Annotated in this window: 13 protein-coding genes; 5 read left to right on the top strand and 8 right to left on the bottom strand. The window is 67.2% G+C overall.

Annotated elements, in window-relative coordinates:
* Positions 1-40 precede the first annotated feature (40 nt).
* The 3 genes from ABE960_RS08805 to ABE960_RS08795 are packed head-to-tail and all read left to right on the top strand — an operon-like array spanning position 41 to position 5,086.
* Positions 41-496 carry a DUF1289 domain-containing protein gene (locus tag ABE960_RS08805; RefSeq protein WP_349761873.1) on the top strand — a complete coding sequence of 152 codons (456 nt, stop codon included), beginning with the start codon at positions 41-43 and terminating at the stop codon, positions 494-496.
* Between the two features lie 14 nt (positions 497-510).
* Positions 511-1,137, top strand: a complete 627-nt coding sequence (locus ABE960_RS08800) for a MiaE family protein (protein ID WP_349761872.1) — start codon at positions 511-513, stop codon at positions 1,135-1,137.
* A 34-nt stretch (positions 1,138-1,171) separates the two neighbouring features.
* The gene (locus ABE960_RS08795) at positions 1,172-5,086 is read left to right on the top strand and encodes an ATP-binding protein (protein ID WP_349761871.1); all 3,915 of its coding nucleotides are present in this window, start codon (positions 1,172-1,174) and stop codon (positions 5,084-5,086) included.
* A gap of 131 nt (positions 5,087-5,217) precedes the next feature.
* Here the strand turns inward: ABE960_RS08795 and ABE960_RS08790 are convergent, their stop codons facing one another.
* The 4 genes from ABE960_RS08790 to queC are packed head-to-tail and all read right to left on the bottom strand — an operon-like array spanning position 5,218 to position 7,710.
* On the bottom strand, positions 5,218-5,496 hold the full coding sequence (locus ABE960_RS08790; protein WP_349761870.1) for a YkgJ family cysteine cluster protein: 279 nt from the start codon (positions 5,494-5,496) through the stop codon (positions 5,218-5,220).
* Complete coding sequence (locus ABE960_RS08785) at positions 5,493-6,338, bottom strand: 6-carboxytetrahydropterin synthase (protein WP_349761869.1); 846 nt, start codon at positions 6,336-6,338, stop codon at positions 5,493-5,495. Before ABE960_RS08785 ends, ABE960_RS08790 begins: the two co-directional genes overlap by 4 nt.
* The gene (queE, locus tag ABE960_RS08780; RefSeq protein WP_349761868.1) at positions 6,338-6,982 is read right to left on the bottom strand and encodes a 7-carboxy-7-deazaguanine synthase; all 645 of its coding nucleotides are present in this window, start codon (positions 6,980-6,982) and stop codon (positions 6,338-6,340) included. The genes ABE960_RS08785 and queE overlap by 1 nt, the downstream gene beginning before the upstream one ends.
* Positions 6,982-7,710 (bottom strand): 7-cyano-7-deazaguanine synthase QueC, encoded by a 729-nt coding sequence (queC, locus tag ABE960_RS08775; protein WP_349761867.1) that lies wholly within the window; start codon positions 7,708-7,710, stop codon positions 6,982-6,984. The genes queE and queC overlap by 1 nt, the downstream gene beginning before the upstream one ends.
* Before the next feature lie 216 nt (positions 7,711-7,926).
* On the opposite strand from queC, the gene trhP reads away from it, so the two are divergent.
* Both trhP and ABE960_RS08765 read left to right on the top strand, forming a co-directional pair.
* Positions 7,927-9,366 carry a prephenate-dependent tRNA uridine(34) hydroxylase TrhP gene (gene trhP / locus ABE960_RS08770; protein WP_349761866.1) on the top strand — a complete coding sequence of 480 codons (1,440 nt, stop codon included), beginning with the start codon at positions 7,927-7,929 and terminating at the stop codon, positions 9,364-9,366.
* An 82-nt stretch (positions 9,367-9,448) separates the two neighbouring features.
* Positions 9,449-9,859 carry an SRPBCC family protein gene (locus tag ABE960_RS08765; RefSeq protein ID WP_349761865.1) on the top strand — a complete coding sequence of 137 codons (411 nt, stop codon included), beginning with the start codon at positions 9,449-9,451 and terminating at the stop codon, positions 9,857-9,859.
* Positions 9,860-9,969: 110 nt separating this feature from the next.
* Here the strand turns inward: ABE960_RS08765 and ABE960_RS08760 are convergent, their stop codons facing one another.
* The 4 genes from ABE960_RS08760 to ABE960_RS08745 form a co-directional block, all read right to left on the bottom strand.
* On the bottom strand, positions 9,970-10,206 hold the full coding sequence (locus tag ABE960_RS08760; protein WP_349761864.1) for a DUF2789 domain-containing protein: 237 nt from the start codon (positions 10,204-10,206) through the stop codon (positions 9,970-9,972).
* A 94-nt stretch (positions 10,207-10,300) separates the two neighbouring features.
* Complete coding sequence (locus ABE960_RS08755; protein ID WP_349761863.1) at positions 10,301-11,353, bottom strand: asparaginase; 1,053 nt, start codon at positions 11,351-11,353, stop codon at positions 10,301-10,303.
* A 73-nt stretch (positions 11,354-11,426) separates the two neighbouring features.
* Positions 11,427-12,635, bottom strand: coding sequence for an efflux RND transporter periplasmic adaptor subunit (locus tag ABE960_RS08750; protein ID WP_349761862.1), 1,209 nt, complete (start codon positions 12,633-12,635; stop codon positions 11,427-11,429).
* A gap of 43 nt (positions 12,636-12,678) precedes the next feature.
* Positions 12,679-15,042, bottom strand: coding sequence for an ABC transporter permease (locus ABE960_RS08745; protein WP_349761861.1), 2,364 nt, complete (start codon positions 15,040-15,042; stop codon positions 12,679-12,681).
* Between the last annotated feature and the right edge of the window lie 3 nt (positions 15,043-15,045).

The raw sequence follows: 15,045 nt of genomic DNA, 5'->3' as shown, positions 1-15,045 counted from the left end.
GACGTTTTATCAACGCACCTGAGCGTCAACGGGAGTGGACATGGGAGAGCGCATCATCTCGCCCTGCGTCGGCGTATGCTCGACCACCCTGGGTGATCGGGTATGTCGCGGCTGCCAGCGCACCGACAGCGAGATTCGTGACTGGCCGGCCTTTTCCTCCGACGAGCGGCGCCGCCGGCTGGCCGAGCTCGACCGGCTGCGCGCCGAGGTTGCTGCGCGCTTCCTGGTGGTCGAGGATGCGGCGAGCCTCGAGGCTCAACTATGTCGTCACCGCATCCGCTTCCGCGACGGACAGCCATCCCTCTCCCGGGCCGTGGAGCTGTTGCGGGTGGGCCGCGGCCGTATCCGCGAGCTCTCACGCTATGGCCTGAGCGGTCGCGACAACCAGAATGCCGCCACGCTGCAGGCGCGCATCACCCGTGACCTGCTGGCTGCCGCCGATCGACGCCAGGTGACGTCAGCCGATTTCACCGACCAGCCGACCCCGATCCCATGACACCCTCGTCCCCGATGCTTGAATCGCCCGATTGCCAGGACCTGCTTCCCGCCGAGCTGATGTCGTTCCTGCCCTGCGATACCCCTGAGGCCTGGGTGGAATGGGCCCTGGCCAACCCTGAGCTGCTGCTCATCGACCACGCGCAGTGCGAGAAGAAAGCGGCCTCCACTGCCATGAGCCTGCTCTACCGCTATGTGGACCAACCGCTGCTGTTGACCAAGATGTCGCAGCTCGCCAGGGAGGAGCTGCTGCACTTCGAGCAGGTCGTCAAGTTGATGGAGGCGCGCGGTATTGTCTATCGCCATATCAGCGCATCCCGCTATGCCGAAGGGCTTCGCCGGCATGTTCGCGGGCAGGAACCACAGCGACTGATCGATATTCTGATCATCGGTGCGCTGATCGAGGCGCGCAGCTGCGAGCGTTTCGCTCGGCTGATTCCGTATCTTGATGATGAGCTTGCAAAGTTCTATCGCAGTCTGGTTAAGTCGGAAGGTCGCCACTTCGAGGATTATCTGATGCTGGCGCGCCGCCTGGCCCCGGCGTCCATTGATGCGCGCATCGCCTTCTTCACTGACCGCGAGGCCGAACTGGTCACCATGCCGGACACGGTCTTCCGTTTTCACAGCGGTGTGCCGGCCTGAGGCCCATCACTTCCGCCACGCAGGAATGATCACCATGCGGGATGCTGCCGACGACCTTCACGACAATGACCGGGACCACCTGGCACTCTTCGGCCACTTTTCGCTGAACCTGGGCGATGACGTCATCACTCAGTTCAGTTATGACAAGGTCAAGGCCTTGCTGGTCTACCTCCTGTTGCATGACCAGCCCGTCAACCGTGCCACCCTGGCCGAGCTGTTATGGCCCGATCAGGGGCTGTCGTCGGGACGCACCAACCTGCGCCATGCCCTGCATTGCCTCCGTCAGTCCTTGGGCAACGATGCCGAACGGGTGCTGGCGGTCTCTCGACAGACCATCGCGTTCCAGCTTCCCGAGACCTGGCGATTCGACATGCACCGGCTGCAGGCCCTTCTCGATGGTCCTGGAGACGTGGCCACCCTCGAGGCGGTGCTGTCCTGCTACCGGGGTGATCTTGCCGAGGAACTGCAGCTCTCTCATTGTGCCGAGTACCAGCGTTGGCTGGTGCAGGTACGCAACGAGTGGCGCCAGCGCGTGATCCGATTCGCCGAAACCGTGCTGGAGCGCCAGGAACCGGTGCCCGCCGACGTGCTGGAGTCGCTGGTCAGTCGTTTCTCGGGCTACGGGCCCTTCCATGAACGCCTGGTAAGCCAACTGGCCGAGCAGGGCCAGCTGGCCGCTGCCCATGAGCAATACAACGCCTATCTGCAACTGCTGGCGCTCTCCGGTCAGCAACCGGAGCCCGCTTTCCTGCAACTGGCCCGCTACTGGTCCGATGTCCCGGCCGAGGGACCGCCTCTGGGGCCCAGCGGGGCCTTCTCACGGACCCTGGCCATGGACAGCGCGCCGCTGCGCGAGGATGAGATCGAGCAACGCCAGCTGTCGGTCATGGCCATTCGCCTTCGACTCAAGGCCGACCTGTCGGCGCGTGCCGATGTCCGGGCCTGCCTGGCGCTGCAGGTCGAACTGATGCGCTGGCTTGAACAGCAGTGCCACCACCTTGGGGGGTTCTGGCTCCCCGGGGCAACCGGCGGCCTGGGGCTGGCCTGCTTCGGCACCCATGGCCCGGCGCATCAGTTGGCCGAACTGGTCGCTCTCTATGAGCATTGTCGGCGCGTGCTGCCCGAGGAATCCCTGCGCCACTGGAGTGGAGAGGGCGAGCCGCCCTGTATCGAGCTGGCCGCAGGCCTGGACAGTGGGCGGGTGGTGTACCTGCCTGAGCGCCATCTGGTCGACCCGCTGGGTCAGGTGACTCAGGGCTCTCTGGATCTGATGAGTGCCGCCGGCGGCAGCGAACTGGTGATTTCCCAGGACGCCAGCCAGCACATGCCACCGGCTCTGGACCTGCAACCGCGGCTCTCCACGCGGCTGGTGGCCAGCGACGGCCGTGTGCGCCTGCGTGCGCTTGTCCTCGGGGAGAACGAAGGCGGGCGCGAAGCACTGCCGCCTAGCCTGGTGGGTCGTGGGGCCCCGCTGCGCACCCTTCGCGATGCTCTGGCCCGCGCCGGTATCGGCCTGAGGCAGAGCGTCCTGGTGCGAGGCCCATCGGGGCTCGGCAAGTCGGCGCTGCTGGTGGGCTTTCGTCAACTCGAGCAGAGCCGCGAGGCGGCGATCTGCTGGCAGCCTACCACACGGCTCTCTGTCCAGGAGCCCTATGGCGTGGCGCGCGAGCTGCTGCGTTGGCACCTGAGTGGCCGCATCGATGAGGCGTCGATGACGCAACTTCTCGACAGCGTCGATGACCTGGCGCCCGGATCAGACACCCGGCTGTTGCTCGAAGAGGCGCTCGGCGTGCGTGAGCCCCGCGAGATGGCGGTGCTGGCCCAGAGTGGCGAGGCCGTCGAACTCGTCGTGGGACTGCTCCACCGCCTGATCGGCGAGCTGACCCGTGAGCGCACCCTGGTGCTGATGATCGATGATCTGCAGTGGCTCGATGAGCCCTCGTTCAAGGTGCTGGCCGGGCTGCAGGCGCGTCTGCCGATCAACTGTCCCTTCCTGATGGTGGCCAGTCACCACGGCCGGGAGGCCCTGCCGGCGCGGTTGCACTGGGACCAGCAGATCTCGCTGGGGCGGCTGGATGCCATGCAGTCCTCCAGGCTACTGTCCCAGTTGGCGCGCCGCTACCGGATTCATCTCAGCCCGCGTCTGCGAGGTCAGATCATCGAGCGCTGCGACGGGGTGCCGCTCTACCTGCAGGAAATCTGTCGGCGGGTGGACATGGATCGCCGGGAGGGACGCAGCGTCCAGTTGGACGAGTTGCCTCGTGGCCTTCTCGGGCTGCTGGCGAGCCGAATCGACCAGCTCGACTCTGACCGAGAGGTGGCTCATGTGGCGGCGGTATTGGGGCGTCGCTTCCGCCTCGACTTCCTTTCCGAGTGCAGCGGCTGGGAGATGAACCGCCTCTCCAATGCGCTTGAGCACATGCGCCGGCTTGAGATCATCGAGCCTGCCGAAGGCGACCAGGCCGAGCGCGAATACCAGTTCACCCATCAACTTCTCCAGGAAGCCGCCTATCTCGCCTGCCCGCGGGACGTGCGGGTGAACATCCATCGTCAGGTGGTCAACCTGATCGAGGAACACTTCCCCATGTGGATCAGTCGCCATCCTGGCGACTTCGCCACCCACCTTCGACGCAGTGGCCACTATGCCCGCGGCGCTCGTTATTTCGAACTGGCCGCCCGGGAGGCCCTCAAGGTCAGTGCCAACCGCACGGCGATGAAGATGGCCGATTTCGGTCTGGCCAGCCTGCGCCATGTCGAAGATCAGGCCGAGCGCGAGATCAGCCTGCTCACCGTGCGTGGCCAGGCGGCCTTCGCCCTGGAGGGCCACGGTTCGCCCACGGCCCACGAAAGCTTCGTGCGCGCCCGGGAACTGCTTGCCCAGGCAGACGTCGGCCCGGATGACGGCGACGATCTCGAGCAGGCCTTCCTGGTCCAGTGGGGGCTCTGGGTGGGCTGCAGCCAGCGTCATGCCCATGCCGATGCCTTCTCGCTGGCCTCTCGGCTGGCCGGCCTTGCCGACCGCCTGGAGGATTCCCGCTATCGGCGACTGGCCGACTTCGCCAGGGCCAGCTGCGAATACTGGGCCGGGCGCATCTCCCAGGCCTACGACCATCTCGAAGAGATCGACCCGCTCAACTCTCCGATGATGATCGAGTGGCTGCCGTTCTCTGACCATCCTCAGGTGGCTGCGGCTTGCTTCCAGGGCTGGGCGCTATGCCTGCGCGGTGACTATCAGCGGGCGGAACGGCAGGTGGAGTCGGCCATCCGCCTGGCAGAACACATCAACCATCCCGGCAGCCTGGCCATGGCGCTCATGTACGCAGCGGCCCTCTATCGCCAGCTAGGCCATGTGCACCTGGCCACCATGCGAGCGGAACGTGCCTGCGAGCTGACCGGCACGCCCGACCTTCACCTCTGGCAGGTGGCCTCTCGATGCGTGCTGGGCTGGCAGAAGGCCCTGGCGGGGGATCGCGAAGGCCTCACCCAGATCCAGGCTGCCCAGGAGGAGCTGCTCGAGGTCACCGGGCGTGATTCCTATCAGAGGCCGGGCCTCTGGTATGTGGATGCCTGCGTGGCTTTGGGCGAACTCTCGAGTGCAGAGGACTATCTCGACCAGTGCCTGATGATTGCCCGCGAGCGTACCACCCTGTTCGTGCCTGAGCTGGCCCTCAACCTGGCGCGTATCCGCCACCGTCTGGGGCATGACCGCGAGCAGGTCAGGAGCCTGGCCGAACAAGGCCTGATGCAGGCCCGGGAGGACGGCAATCTGCACCAGCAGCTCTCCGCACTGGAAGTCTGGTTGACGCTGATCGATCCGCTTGACGAGGCGGCTCGGGCAGAGTTCCGCAGCCTTCTGGGGCAGGTGAGTCATGGCGATGCCCCGGTACTGATGCGCTGGCGAAGCCTGCTCGACCGTCGCATGCCCCAGGCCGAGGATGTTTCCTCCTGATGCGCTGACGCGAAGCCCGAAAACCGAAACCCGAAGACTGAAGTCCGAAGACCAGAACGGCGCCCCAAGGGGCGCCGTTTTCGTTCATGACTGCGAGTCCTGTCAGGGTGACGTCGGTCAGGCACCAGCGGTCAGGTTGCCAGCTCAAGGGCCTCGATGCGCTCGAGAGCCTCGTCCCGCCGGTCGCCGCACAGCTCGGGGTCATAGTCGAAGCGTGCGCACACCGACGGACGGCGCGGGTCGCCGAACAGCCGACATAGGTTAGCCTCGTCGAGCTGGACGCAACGCATGCCCGCCGGTTTGCCGTCGGGCATGCCGGGGATCGGCGAGCTGATCGAGGGGGCGATGCAGCAGGCGCCGCAGCCAGGGCGGCACTCCCCCGGGGAGACGGTCTCGGCGGGGTCCCTCATGGTCGCGCCTCGGCGATGGCCCCCTTGTCGATGCCCTCGAAGGCCTGGACCCGGGTGGCGCGGCCACTCTCCCGGGTGATCGCCTCGGCCAGCCAGGCGGCGATGTGCTCCACTGTGGTGGGGGTCGGCATCACGGCGCAGCGGTGGCGGGGCAGACGCAGGAAGAACTGCCCCTGCTCGGCGCGGTAGCGGCTGGTCAGCAGGTCGCGGAAATCCGGCTCGTCGTCCTCGATGATGTCCGCCTCGTCGACCAGGTAGCGGTCGGCCAGCCAGTCGGCCCAGCGCGCCTCCAACGCCGGCATCCGCTGTCCGCCCTGCCAGACGTGCAGCCGCGAACGATGGCCATGGGCGATGCGCTGGCAGTTGCCGGCATGGCGCTTCAGGCCGTGGCTGTAGGTGTAGGCGGCACCGTCGATCGCCTCCTCGCTCAGGGTCAGGCGAATGTTGCTGACCCGGGGCGGCGGCCGGCGCATCAGCTCGGCCGAGAGGTAGTCGGCGAGACGCTCCGGGGTGATCTTGGGCCAGGGCAGCAGGCTCAGGGCCTGTCGCGGGGCGCGAATCTCCAGGGGATAGGGGATGTCGCTGCGCAGGCAGAGCCCCTCCCGGCAGTCGTGCAGCGTCACGCCCCGCGCCCGGGCGGGGACCAGCAGGGTATGGTCGACCCCGGCGTCGATCGACGACTTGATCCAGGGCTTCACCTCGCCGAAATCGAAGAGCATGCCGTCCTCGCCGAGCTCGCCGTCGAGTTCGACGTCGACCCGCCAGCTGGCGCCGACCAGGCCCCGCGTGGGGCACCACAGAGAGACGTCGAGGTGGGTGAGACGGTTGACGAAGAGGGTCATCAGTCGACTCCCGCGATCTTGTGGGTCTGCAGCGACAGCCGCCACTGGGGGTGGGCCAGGCAGTAGGCCACCGTCTGGGCCATGCTGTCGCCCGCGATGCCGGCGGGAGCGGTGTCCATGGGCTGCAGGAAGAAGTGGGCGAAACCCAGCCGCGCGAAGCCTTCGGGTGAGACCCCGGCCTGGGGGTGGACCAGCTTGAGCTCGTCGCCGCCGGTGAGGACGAGGGGGGCGTCGCCCTTGGGGCTCACGCAGAGCCAGTCGATGCCGGCGGGGGCGGGAAGGGTGCCGTTGGTCTCCACCGCGACTTCGAAGCCGCGTTCATGCATGGCGGTTACCAGGGCCTCGTCCAGCTGCAGCAGCGGTTCGCCGCCGGTGAAAACCACATAGGGCGTGGCGACGCCGTCCTGATCCGGCCAGAGGGCGGCCAGGTGGTCGGCCAGAGCGGTGGCATCCGAGAAGCGACCGCCATGCTGGCCGTCGGTGCCGATGAAGTCGGTATCGCAGAAGCGACAGGCGGCCGTGGCACGATCCCTCTCGCGGCCCGACCAGAGGTTGCAGCCGGTGAAGCGGCAGAAGACGCTGGCGCGGCCCGCCTGGCCTCCTTCGCCCTGCAGCGAGTAGAAGGCCTCCTTGACGCTGTACATCAGGGCGCTCCTTCGTGGAGGTCGGTCCGCTGGGCATCGGCGGCGGGGTCGGGCCGCTCTGAATAGCCCAGGGGATCGACGGCGCCATTGGCGCGGAAGGCCGCGAGGCGCTCCCGACAGCTGCCGCAGCGGCCGCAGGCCAGGGCCTCGCCGCGGTAGCAGGTCCAGGTGTCGGCGTAATCCAGGTCCATGGCCAGGCCCTCGGCGAGGATCTCCGCCTTGCCCGAGCGCAGGAAGGGGGCATGGATCGTCACCGGCGTGAAGTTGGCGATCCCGGCCACGGCATTCATCGCCTGGACGAACTCGGGGCGGCAGTCCGGGTAGAGCACGTGGTCACCGCCGTGGGCGCCGTAGTCGACCCGACCGGCCCCGATGTTCACCGCCTTGGCGATGGCCAGCGACAGCAGGATCATGTTGCGGTTCGGCACCACGGTGTCGGTCAGGTTGCCGGCCGCGTAGTCGCCGTCGGGCATCTCCCGGCTCGCGTCGGTGAGCGCCGAATTGTCGATCAGGCCGTGGATGGCGGTGATGTCGACCACCTGGTGGGGCACGCCGAGTTCGCGGCAGACGCGCTCGGCCACTTCCAGCTCGCGGCGGTGGCGCTGGCCGTAGTCGAACGAGAGGGCGTGGACGTCGAGCCCCTCGCGAAGGGCGCGATGCAGCACGGTGAAGGAGTCCATGCCGCCGGAGTAGATCACCACGGTGGCGGGATCGGAGGAGTGGATCATGTCGGAAGCTCTGGTCGGAGAATTTGTCTCTCCCGCCCCGCCGTGGGCGAGGGGTGGGAGCGGGTGCCGGGGTCCGGTCCGGCGCGCGACAGTTTACTCAAGGGTGCCGGATCTGGCCAGAATCGGTGCCAATTGCTAGACTTCTGCGCCTCCCACTCCTTGCACCCGTGCGGGTCTCCTGCCGAGCGGTGCCATCGTCCTGACAACGGTGATCCCATGAAAGCCCCCGAACTGCTGTCGCCTGCCGGCACCTTCAAGAACATGCGCTATGCCTTCGCCTACGGGGCGGACGCGGTCTATGCCGGCCAGCCGCGCTACTCGCTGCGCGTGCGCAACAACGACTTCAAGATCGACAACCTGCACAAGGGCATCGCCTATGCCCACGAGCGGGGCAAGCAGTTCTATGTGGCCTCCAACATCGCGCCCCACAACAGCAAGCTCAAGACCTACCTGCGCGACATGGAACCGGTGATCGAGGCCGGGCCGGATGCCCTTATCATGTCCGATCCGGGTCTGATCATGATGATCCGTGAGCGCTGGCCCGACCAGGTCATCCACCTCTCGGTGCAGTCCAACGTGGTGAACTATGCCGCGGCCCGATTCTGGCAACAGCAGGGCATCAGCCGCATCATCCTCTCCCGCGAGCTGTCGCTGGAGGAGATCGCCCAGATCCGCGCCGAATGCCCGGATCTGGAGATCGAGACCTTCGTTCACGGCGCGCTGTGCATCGCCTATTCCGGACGCTGCCTGCTCTCCGGCTACTTCAACCACCGCGACCCCAATCAGGGCACCTGTACCAATGCCTGCCGCTGGAAGTACAACACCGTGGCGGCGTCAGAGGACGAGACCGGTGACCTGGTGCCGGCCAATTCGGCCCGCGCCCATGCCGCCAGCGGCATCTGGACCCCGGGTCAGTCGGGAGCCCAGGGCAGCGGCATGATTGCCTCCGGCGGCGGCAGTGCCGAGATGGTCGACACAATGGAGAATACAGCCACCGCCGGTGGCGTGGAGGGCCAGGACGAGCTCTCTGCGCTGATCGAGGATCGCACTCGGCCCGGTGAGATGATGCCGGTCTACGAGGACGAACACGGCACCTACATCATGAACTCCAAGGACCTGCGCGCCGTGCAGCACGTCCCGCGCCTGACCGAAATGGGCGTGACCTCGCTGAAGATCGAAGGTCGCACCAAGTCGCCCTACTACGTGGCGCGCACCGCCCAGGTCTACCGCCGGGCCATCGACGACGCCGTGGCCGGTCGGCCCTTCGACATGCGACTGATGGACGAACTCGACAACCTGGCCAATCGTGGCTACACGGAAGGGTTCTATCGTCGTCACGTCCACGACCAGTACCAGAACTACGAGCAGGGCAACTCGGTGGGAGTGCATCAGCAGTTCGTCGGCGAGATCACCGCCTACGACCCGGATCGCGGCGTGCTGGAGATCGACGTCAAGAACCGCTTCGAGGTCGGTGATTCCATGGAGCTGATGCTGCCCGGCGGCAACCGCCGCTTCGTGCTCGAGCATATCGAGAATCGTCGTGGCGAGTCGGTCGGCGCGGCGCCCGGGTCCGGCCATGTGGTGCGCATCCCCGTGCCCGGCGAGGAGATCGCGCCTGAGCGTATCGAGTTCGCGCTGCTGATGCGCGACCTTTGAGCCAGTGGGCGGCTGGACTTCCATGGCCGCCGGCGACAAGGTAGTGGACGATTGGCATTCGAGCAGTCGAACAGGGAGCGGTATGGCGACCATCGAACACAGTGCGATTATCAAGGCATCCCCGGAACGGGTCTTCGCCCTGCTCGAACGGGTCGAGGACTTTGCCGACTACTCCGACCTGATCCAGGCCATCGAGCCGCTCGGCGGGGACCATTATCGCTGGCATGTGCATGCGGTCGGGATGGACTGGACCTTCGACGTCGCCATCACCGAGTCGCGTGCCCCGAAGGTGCTGGCCTGGGAGTCGCTGGACGGTGTTCGCAACCAGGGCTGCTATCGGCTGACGCCGGTCGAGGAGGGCACCGAGGTGGCCCTGACCCTGACCTACACGATTCGCAATCGTCTACTGGAAAAGGCCGTCAACCGCGCCGCCAGGCCCCTGGTGGGCAAGGTCAGCCGGCAGATTCTGGAGCGCGTCGAGGCGCGGCTCTAGCCGGTCCCGCACGCCGTCACCGGTCACAACACGATGCCGCCCGTCACGATGACGGGCGGCATCGTAGCGTTAGCGTGGTGGCCTCAAGAGGTGATCACGCGGCGTGGGCCTCAGCCCTTGCGCAACGAGGCGTCGAGGTGATCCACCACCTCCGCCCAGTCGGCGTCCTCGTCATGGGCCTCGCGCAGGAACTCCGCCTGGCCCTCGTTCCAGCAGGCGGCATCGGGCAGCGCGACATCCTCGGGAATGGGTGCGTGGTGATCGATGAACCGCTTGATCGCCGCTGGATCCGAGGCGAGGCCGAGCTGCTCGAAGAGTTCGGTGAAGGGGTGGTCGGGATGTTCCATGGAGTGACTCCTGCTGACCGGTAGAGATACTCACACCTTAGCGATTTCCGCACCGGCGTGCTTGTTGCTGTGCGTCAACGCTGCCGATGGCGTCTCAACGCTCGCCGACCAGCGGCGTGAGGAAGCGTCGCCGTCGCTCGCTTTGCTCGAATGGCTGGGCCAGCAGATGGACCAGCTTGGTGAAGGTGGCCTCGGGGGTCATGTCCTCGGCCGAGAGCACTCCGGCATCGGTGAGTCCCTGACCCGCTGCGTAGCCGCCGAAGGCCACCGGGCCGTGGGGACACTGGCTGAGGGCGGCCAGCAGCTTGCCCTCGCCGCTCGCCCGGGCCAGGGCCCCGACCAGTGCCGGGTCGTCAGGCAGGTTGCCGCCTCCCCATACCTCCAGCATCGCGCCGCGTACCCGATCGTCGCAGAGCCAGGCCTCGATCTGCCAGGCCTGCAGGCCTGGCCAGAGTGCCAGGCGAATCACCCCGCCCGATGCCAGCGTGGAATAGTCGGGCAGCTCGAAGCGTGGCGCACCGCGCTGTTGATCCGCCAGGCCGCGCCCCGGATAGATCACCACCTCCTGGTCCACCCGCTCGCCGAGGAGGGACTGGTTGGGGCTGGCAAAGGCGTCGGCGTCCTGGGTCTGCCATTTGCGGGTACGGCAACCCCGCAGGAGCCTGCCCGCGAAGCAGATCGCTACCTCCTGCAGGCGTGGCGTTACCGCGAAACGCAAGGCGTCCTCGACATTGGTCGTCGCATCACTGCCCTCGGCCTCCAGGGGTCGCATGGCGCCGGTGAGGATGACGGGTCGATCGACCCCGAGCAGCTGGAAGGCCAGGCTCGAGGCCGTCCAGGCCAGGGTGTCGGTGCCATGCAGGATGACGATGCCGGCATGCTGGCGGTGGCGTCGGGCCACCAGCGCGGCCAGCGCCTGCCATTGGTGCGGCGTGGCGCTGCTGGAATCGATGGGAATATCGGTCTCGAGTACCTCGAAGGTCGGCAGGCTCGCCTGGCGCGCCGGGGGCAGGGCGGCCAGGGACCGACGCAGCCGGGCCTCGATGTCCCGGCCCGGGATCAGGCCCTCCGGGCCCGGCACCATGCCCAGGGTGCCACCGGTATAGATCACCAGTACGCTGGGGGTGGGGTCGTCTGCGGCGGTCATGGGGACTCCAGAGCTTCCGGGCGGTCACAGGCCCCATCATACGGCGGGCACGACGCCAGGCAAGTCGCCGGGGTCATTCTTCCGACGTGACCGCCGCCCCGTCGGTGAGCGCATCGCCCGGGTGGGTCACGACGCGCGCACCTTCCTCGATCCCGGAAAGGACCTGGCTGGCCAGCCCGCTCTGGCGGCCGATCTCCAGCTGGCGCAGCCGGGCGCGATCGTCCTCGACCACGTAGGCCGCCCAGCGCCCGTCGTCGCGGAACAGGGCGCTGGTGGGTATCTGCAGCACGTCATCGCCCTGCCAGATCAGGAACTCCACCTCGACACGGAACCCGGTGCCGAGCCCCAGAGCGGCGGGGTCGGTCTCCTCGGCGAAGTCGATGACCACCGGGACCCGCTGCTCGTCGACCCCCAGCGCCGAGGTGCGGGTAAAGCCGGCGGGCTCGATGCGCCTGACCGTTCCGGAAAGCGCTGTGCCGCCCCAGCCGGTGATCCGGACCTTCATGCCCGACTGCAGGCGTACCGCGTCCATGGAGAGCAGGTCGACGAGGACCTCCATGTCCGCTAGTCGGCCGATCTCCAGGATAGGCTGGCCGGCTTCCACCGTCCCCTCGCAGCAGCGAAACCGCTCCAGCACGACGCCGGACACGGGCGCCGCCACCTCCAGCACCGGCTGGTCCGTGCCACTGCGCTGTCCGCTGGTTACCGCGAGCATCGCTCGGGCGCTCTCCACCTCGAAGCGCGACGCCTCCACGCTAGAGGCAGCGGCCCGTTCCAGCGCCCGCTGCCGATCACGAAGGCTTTCACGATGCTCCAGGTCAGCGGTCGACACCAGGCTGCGTCCATGGAGTCGGAGGTAGCGCAGGTACTCGGCCTCGGCGAATCGGCGTTCGGCAGTGGCCGTCTCCAGATTGGCCTGTGCCGCCTGGAGCCTGGCCCTAGAGGCCTGGAGGGCGTCCTTGGCCTGCTCGCGACTGCGGGCATCCAGAGCGGGCGCAGGGCTTGGCTCGAGGCGGAACAGCACCTGGCCTTCGTCCACATCGTCGCCCACTTCCAGCGCCACGCGAAGCAGGTAGCCAGTGATGGGGGCACTGACGTGCCAGGTGTCTCGAAGCCGGGTACGTCCCTCCTCGGTGACCGAGTCCACGAAGGGGGCGCTCGCCACCGTGGCCGTGTTCACTCGGACCGGCGCCGGGCGCAGCGCCCAGATGAGCAGGGTCAGCGCGACGAGGGCGGACAGGGTCCAGAGGATGCGTCGTGGAGTGAGTAGGGGGTGGGGCATGACGGACTCCATGTCGAGCGGCAGGCTCAGGCGTTGCCGGTAATCATTCCGGGGCCTTGAGGACGGCGACCTGATCCAGGCGCCACAGTCGGCGAAGCATCAGCAAGCCCACCAGTGCCGAGGCAGACACCACGCCGGCGGCGGACAGGCCGAAGATGCGCGGGCTGAAAGCCAGCGGGATACGGAAGAGATCATTGCTGAACGCTTCGCTGAGCAGGGTGCAGAAGCCGATGCCTATGGCCCAGCCAGGGATAATGGCCAGACCCCCCAGCAGGGCGATCTCTCCCAGCAGTATCCGTGATACTTCCGCCCGGGTGTAGCCCAGAATGAGCAGGGTGGCCAGTTCTCGGGCACGCTCGGCGAAGGTGATCCGGGCATTGTTGTAGATCACTCCGAAGGCGATCGAGCCGGCCAGGATCACGAACACGATGGCGAACACCAGCAGAGTCTCGTCCAGGTAGCGGCGCACGCCATTTTCGGCTTCGTCCATCAGGCCGATGCCCGCCACCACCGGCAGGTCATGGAGCTCATCAATCAGGTCATCGCGCCGGTTGTCGTCGACCAGCAGCCAGGCCCCGCTGATGGCGGGTCCCTCCCGCATCAGATGATTGAGGCGATCCCGGCGCAGGTAGGCACCCACCCCGATCGGTTCTTCCACCAGGGCGGCCACCGGAAGCGACAGTCGACGGCGATGACCCTCCATGATCGCCACCTCCACGGAGTCGCCGACCCCGACCCCCAGCCTTTGGCCCAGATAGCGGGTCAGCACCAGGCCCTCCGGGGGGAGTGGCTGAGGATTGCCTGCCTCGTCCACGATCTGGCGCAGACGGGGAACGGCCTCGAGCCCCAGCAGGCCGGTTCGATAGCGGCGATGGCCGTTGATCAGGGTGGCGGGAACCCGACGCCAGGGCTCTACGGCCAGCACACCGGGCAGGTGACGCAGTTCGCCCACGGCCCTGGTAGGAGCGGGATCGCCGAAGGTCAGCTCGATGTCCATGCGCATGATGTCCCGATACTGGCGGTCGAGCATCCGGTCCAGCGCCTCGATCTGCCAGGCGCCCATGATCAGCAGGCCCGCCGAGAGGGCGATGCCGGTCACCGACAGGGCCATCTTGGCAGGTTGCCGGGCCAGGTGGCGCAGGACGATCCGCCCTGAATTGCCCAGGGCGTGACGAAGCGGGGAGCGCTCGAGCCAGGTGCGATGGAAGCGCTGTGGCGCCGGTGGGCGCATCGCTTCGGCAGGGGGCGCGCTGACCGCCTGCCAGACGGCTCGCCAGCTGCCTGTCAACGCCGACAGGCCGGCCAGCAGTAGCGACAGGGCGAGCGCCCAGTGGGGAATCGGGAAGCGCATCTCGGGGAAACGGAAATATTCGGCATAGAGATCAGCCATCCAGCGAGCGGTCCAGGCGCCGAGCCCTACGCCCAGCGCCCAGCCCAGCAGCACAATCAGCAGAGCGAGTCCGGCGTAGTGGCGGGCCAGTTCGCTATCCCGGTAGCCGAAGGCCTTGAGGATGGCGATCTGCTCACGCTGGGTTCGAATGATGCGGGTCATCACGACGTTCAGCAGGAAGGCCGACACCAGCAGGAAGATGGTGGGCAGGATCCTGGCCTGGGCGCGTTGCCCCTTGAGCTCCTCTTCCAGGAATCGGTGAGACTGCTGGTCGTGCCGGGTGCGGGCGCCGGTCCCACCGTAGCGTGACAGGGCCAGGTCCAGGGCATCGATGACGCTATCCCGGTCGGCGCCCGACTGGAGGGTCAGCGAGAGCTGATTGAAGGCGCCGTTCATGCCATAGGCATCGGCCAGCGCCTGCTGATTCATCCAGAGGATGGCATAGCGTCGATAGTCGGGAACCAGATCCGTTGGACCGGCCTGGTAGAGGAACTCGGGGCTCAGAGCGATGCCGCTGAGAGTGAGAGGGGTGCGGCGTCCATTGATGATCGCCTCGACGCTGTCTCCGGGAGTGAGCCCGTGGGCCTCGGCGAAGGCGTCGCTCACCACCACCTGCTCCTCGCGACCCACCGTGGGTAGGTGGCCCGCCACCAGATGGAGGCGGTTGAGTGTCGGTTGGCGGCCGTCGGGAATCGAGACCATCTGGCCGCGCACGGGGTCATCGAAATCGGCGACGGCGAGCCTCACTGGTGCGCCGACGCGAGCCTCGATGAGATTGACCCCGGGGATGTTCTGCAGGCGCTCCACAAGCCCCAGAGGGGCGCGCTTGACGTCGACGAATACTTCGGCGAAGTGATGGCTGGCGTAGAAGCGTTGCTGGGCATGGGTCAGGGCGCCCAGCATCGTCACCGAGAGGATCAGCGTCATCACTCCGCCTGCGACCACCACGGCGATGGCCAGCGCCTGGCCCTTGAGCCGGCCGAGGTCGCGCAGAAGCTTGCGATGCAGGGCCCTCATGGG

It is taken from the genome of Halomonas aquatica (assembly GCF_040196335.1).
Taxonomy (GTDB): domain Bacteria; phylum Pseudomonadota; class Gammaproteobacteria; order Pseudomonadales; family Halomonadaceae; genus Halomonas; species Halomonas aquatica.
This window is presented reverse-complemented; position numbering and strand designations above follow the sequence as displayed.

Bases quoted from the DNA above. Each gene is read 5' to 3' on its own strand.
- ABE960_RS08765 (WP_349761865.1), top strand. From the start codon at position 9,449: ATGGCGACCATCGAACACAGTGCGATTATCAAGGCATCCCCGGAACGG.
- ABE960_RS08750 (WP_349761862.1), bottom strand. From the start codon at position 12,635: ATGCCCCACCCCCTACTCACTCCACGACGCATCCTCTGGACCCTGTCC.
- ABE960_RS08755 (WP_349761863.1), bottom strand. From the start codon at position 11,353: ATGACCGCCGCAGACGACCCCACCCCCAGCGTACTGGTGATCTATACC.
- queE (WP_349761868.1), bottom strand. From the start codon at position 6,982: ATGTACAGCGTCAAGGAGGCCTTCTACTCGCTGCAGGGCGAAGGAGGC.
- ABE960_RS08760 (WP_349761864.1), bottom strand. From the start codon at position 10,206: ATGGAACATCCCGACCACCCCTTCACCGAACTCTTCGAGCAGCTCGGC.
- trhP (WP_349761866.1), top strand. From the start codon at position 7,927: ATGAAAGCCCCCGAACTGCTGTCGCCTGCCGGCACCTTCAAGAACATG.
- ABE960_RS08745 (WP_349761861.1), bottom strand. From the start codon at position 15,042: ATGAGGGCCCTGCATCGCAAGCTTCTGCGCGACCTCGGCCGGCTCAAG.
- queC (WP_349761867.1), bottom strand. From the start codon at position 7,710: ATGATCCACTCCTCCGATCCCGCCACCGTGGTGATCTACTCCGGCGGC.
- ABE960_RS08795 (WP_349761871.1), top strand. From the start codon at position 1,172: ATGCGGGATGCTGCCGACGACCTTCACGACAATGACCGGGACCACCTG.
- ABE960_RS08785 (WP_349761869.1), bottom strand. From the start codon at position 6,338: ATGACCCTCTTCGTCAACCGTCTCACCCACCTCGACGTCTCTCTGTGG.
- ABE960_RS08805 (WP_349761873.1), top strand. From the start codon at position 41: ATGGGAGAGCGCATCATCTCGCCCTGCGTCGGCGTATGCTCGACCACC.
- ABE960_RS08790 (WP_349761870.1), bottom strand. From the start codon at position 5,496: ATGAGGGACCCCGCCGAGACCGTCTCCCCGGGGGAGTGCCGCCCTGGC.
- ABE960_RS08800 (WP_349761872.1), top strand. From the start codon at position 511: ATGCTTGAATCGCCCGATTGCCAGGACCTGCTTCCCGCCGAGCTGATG.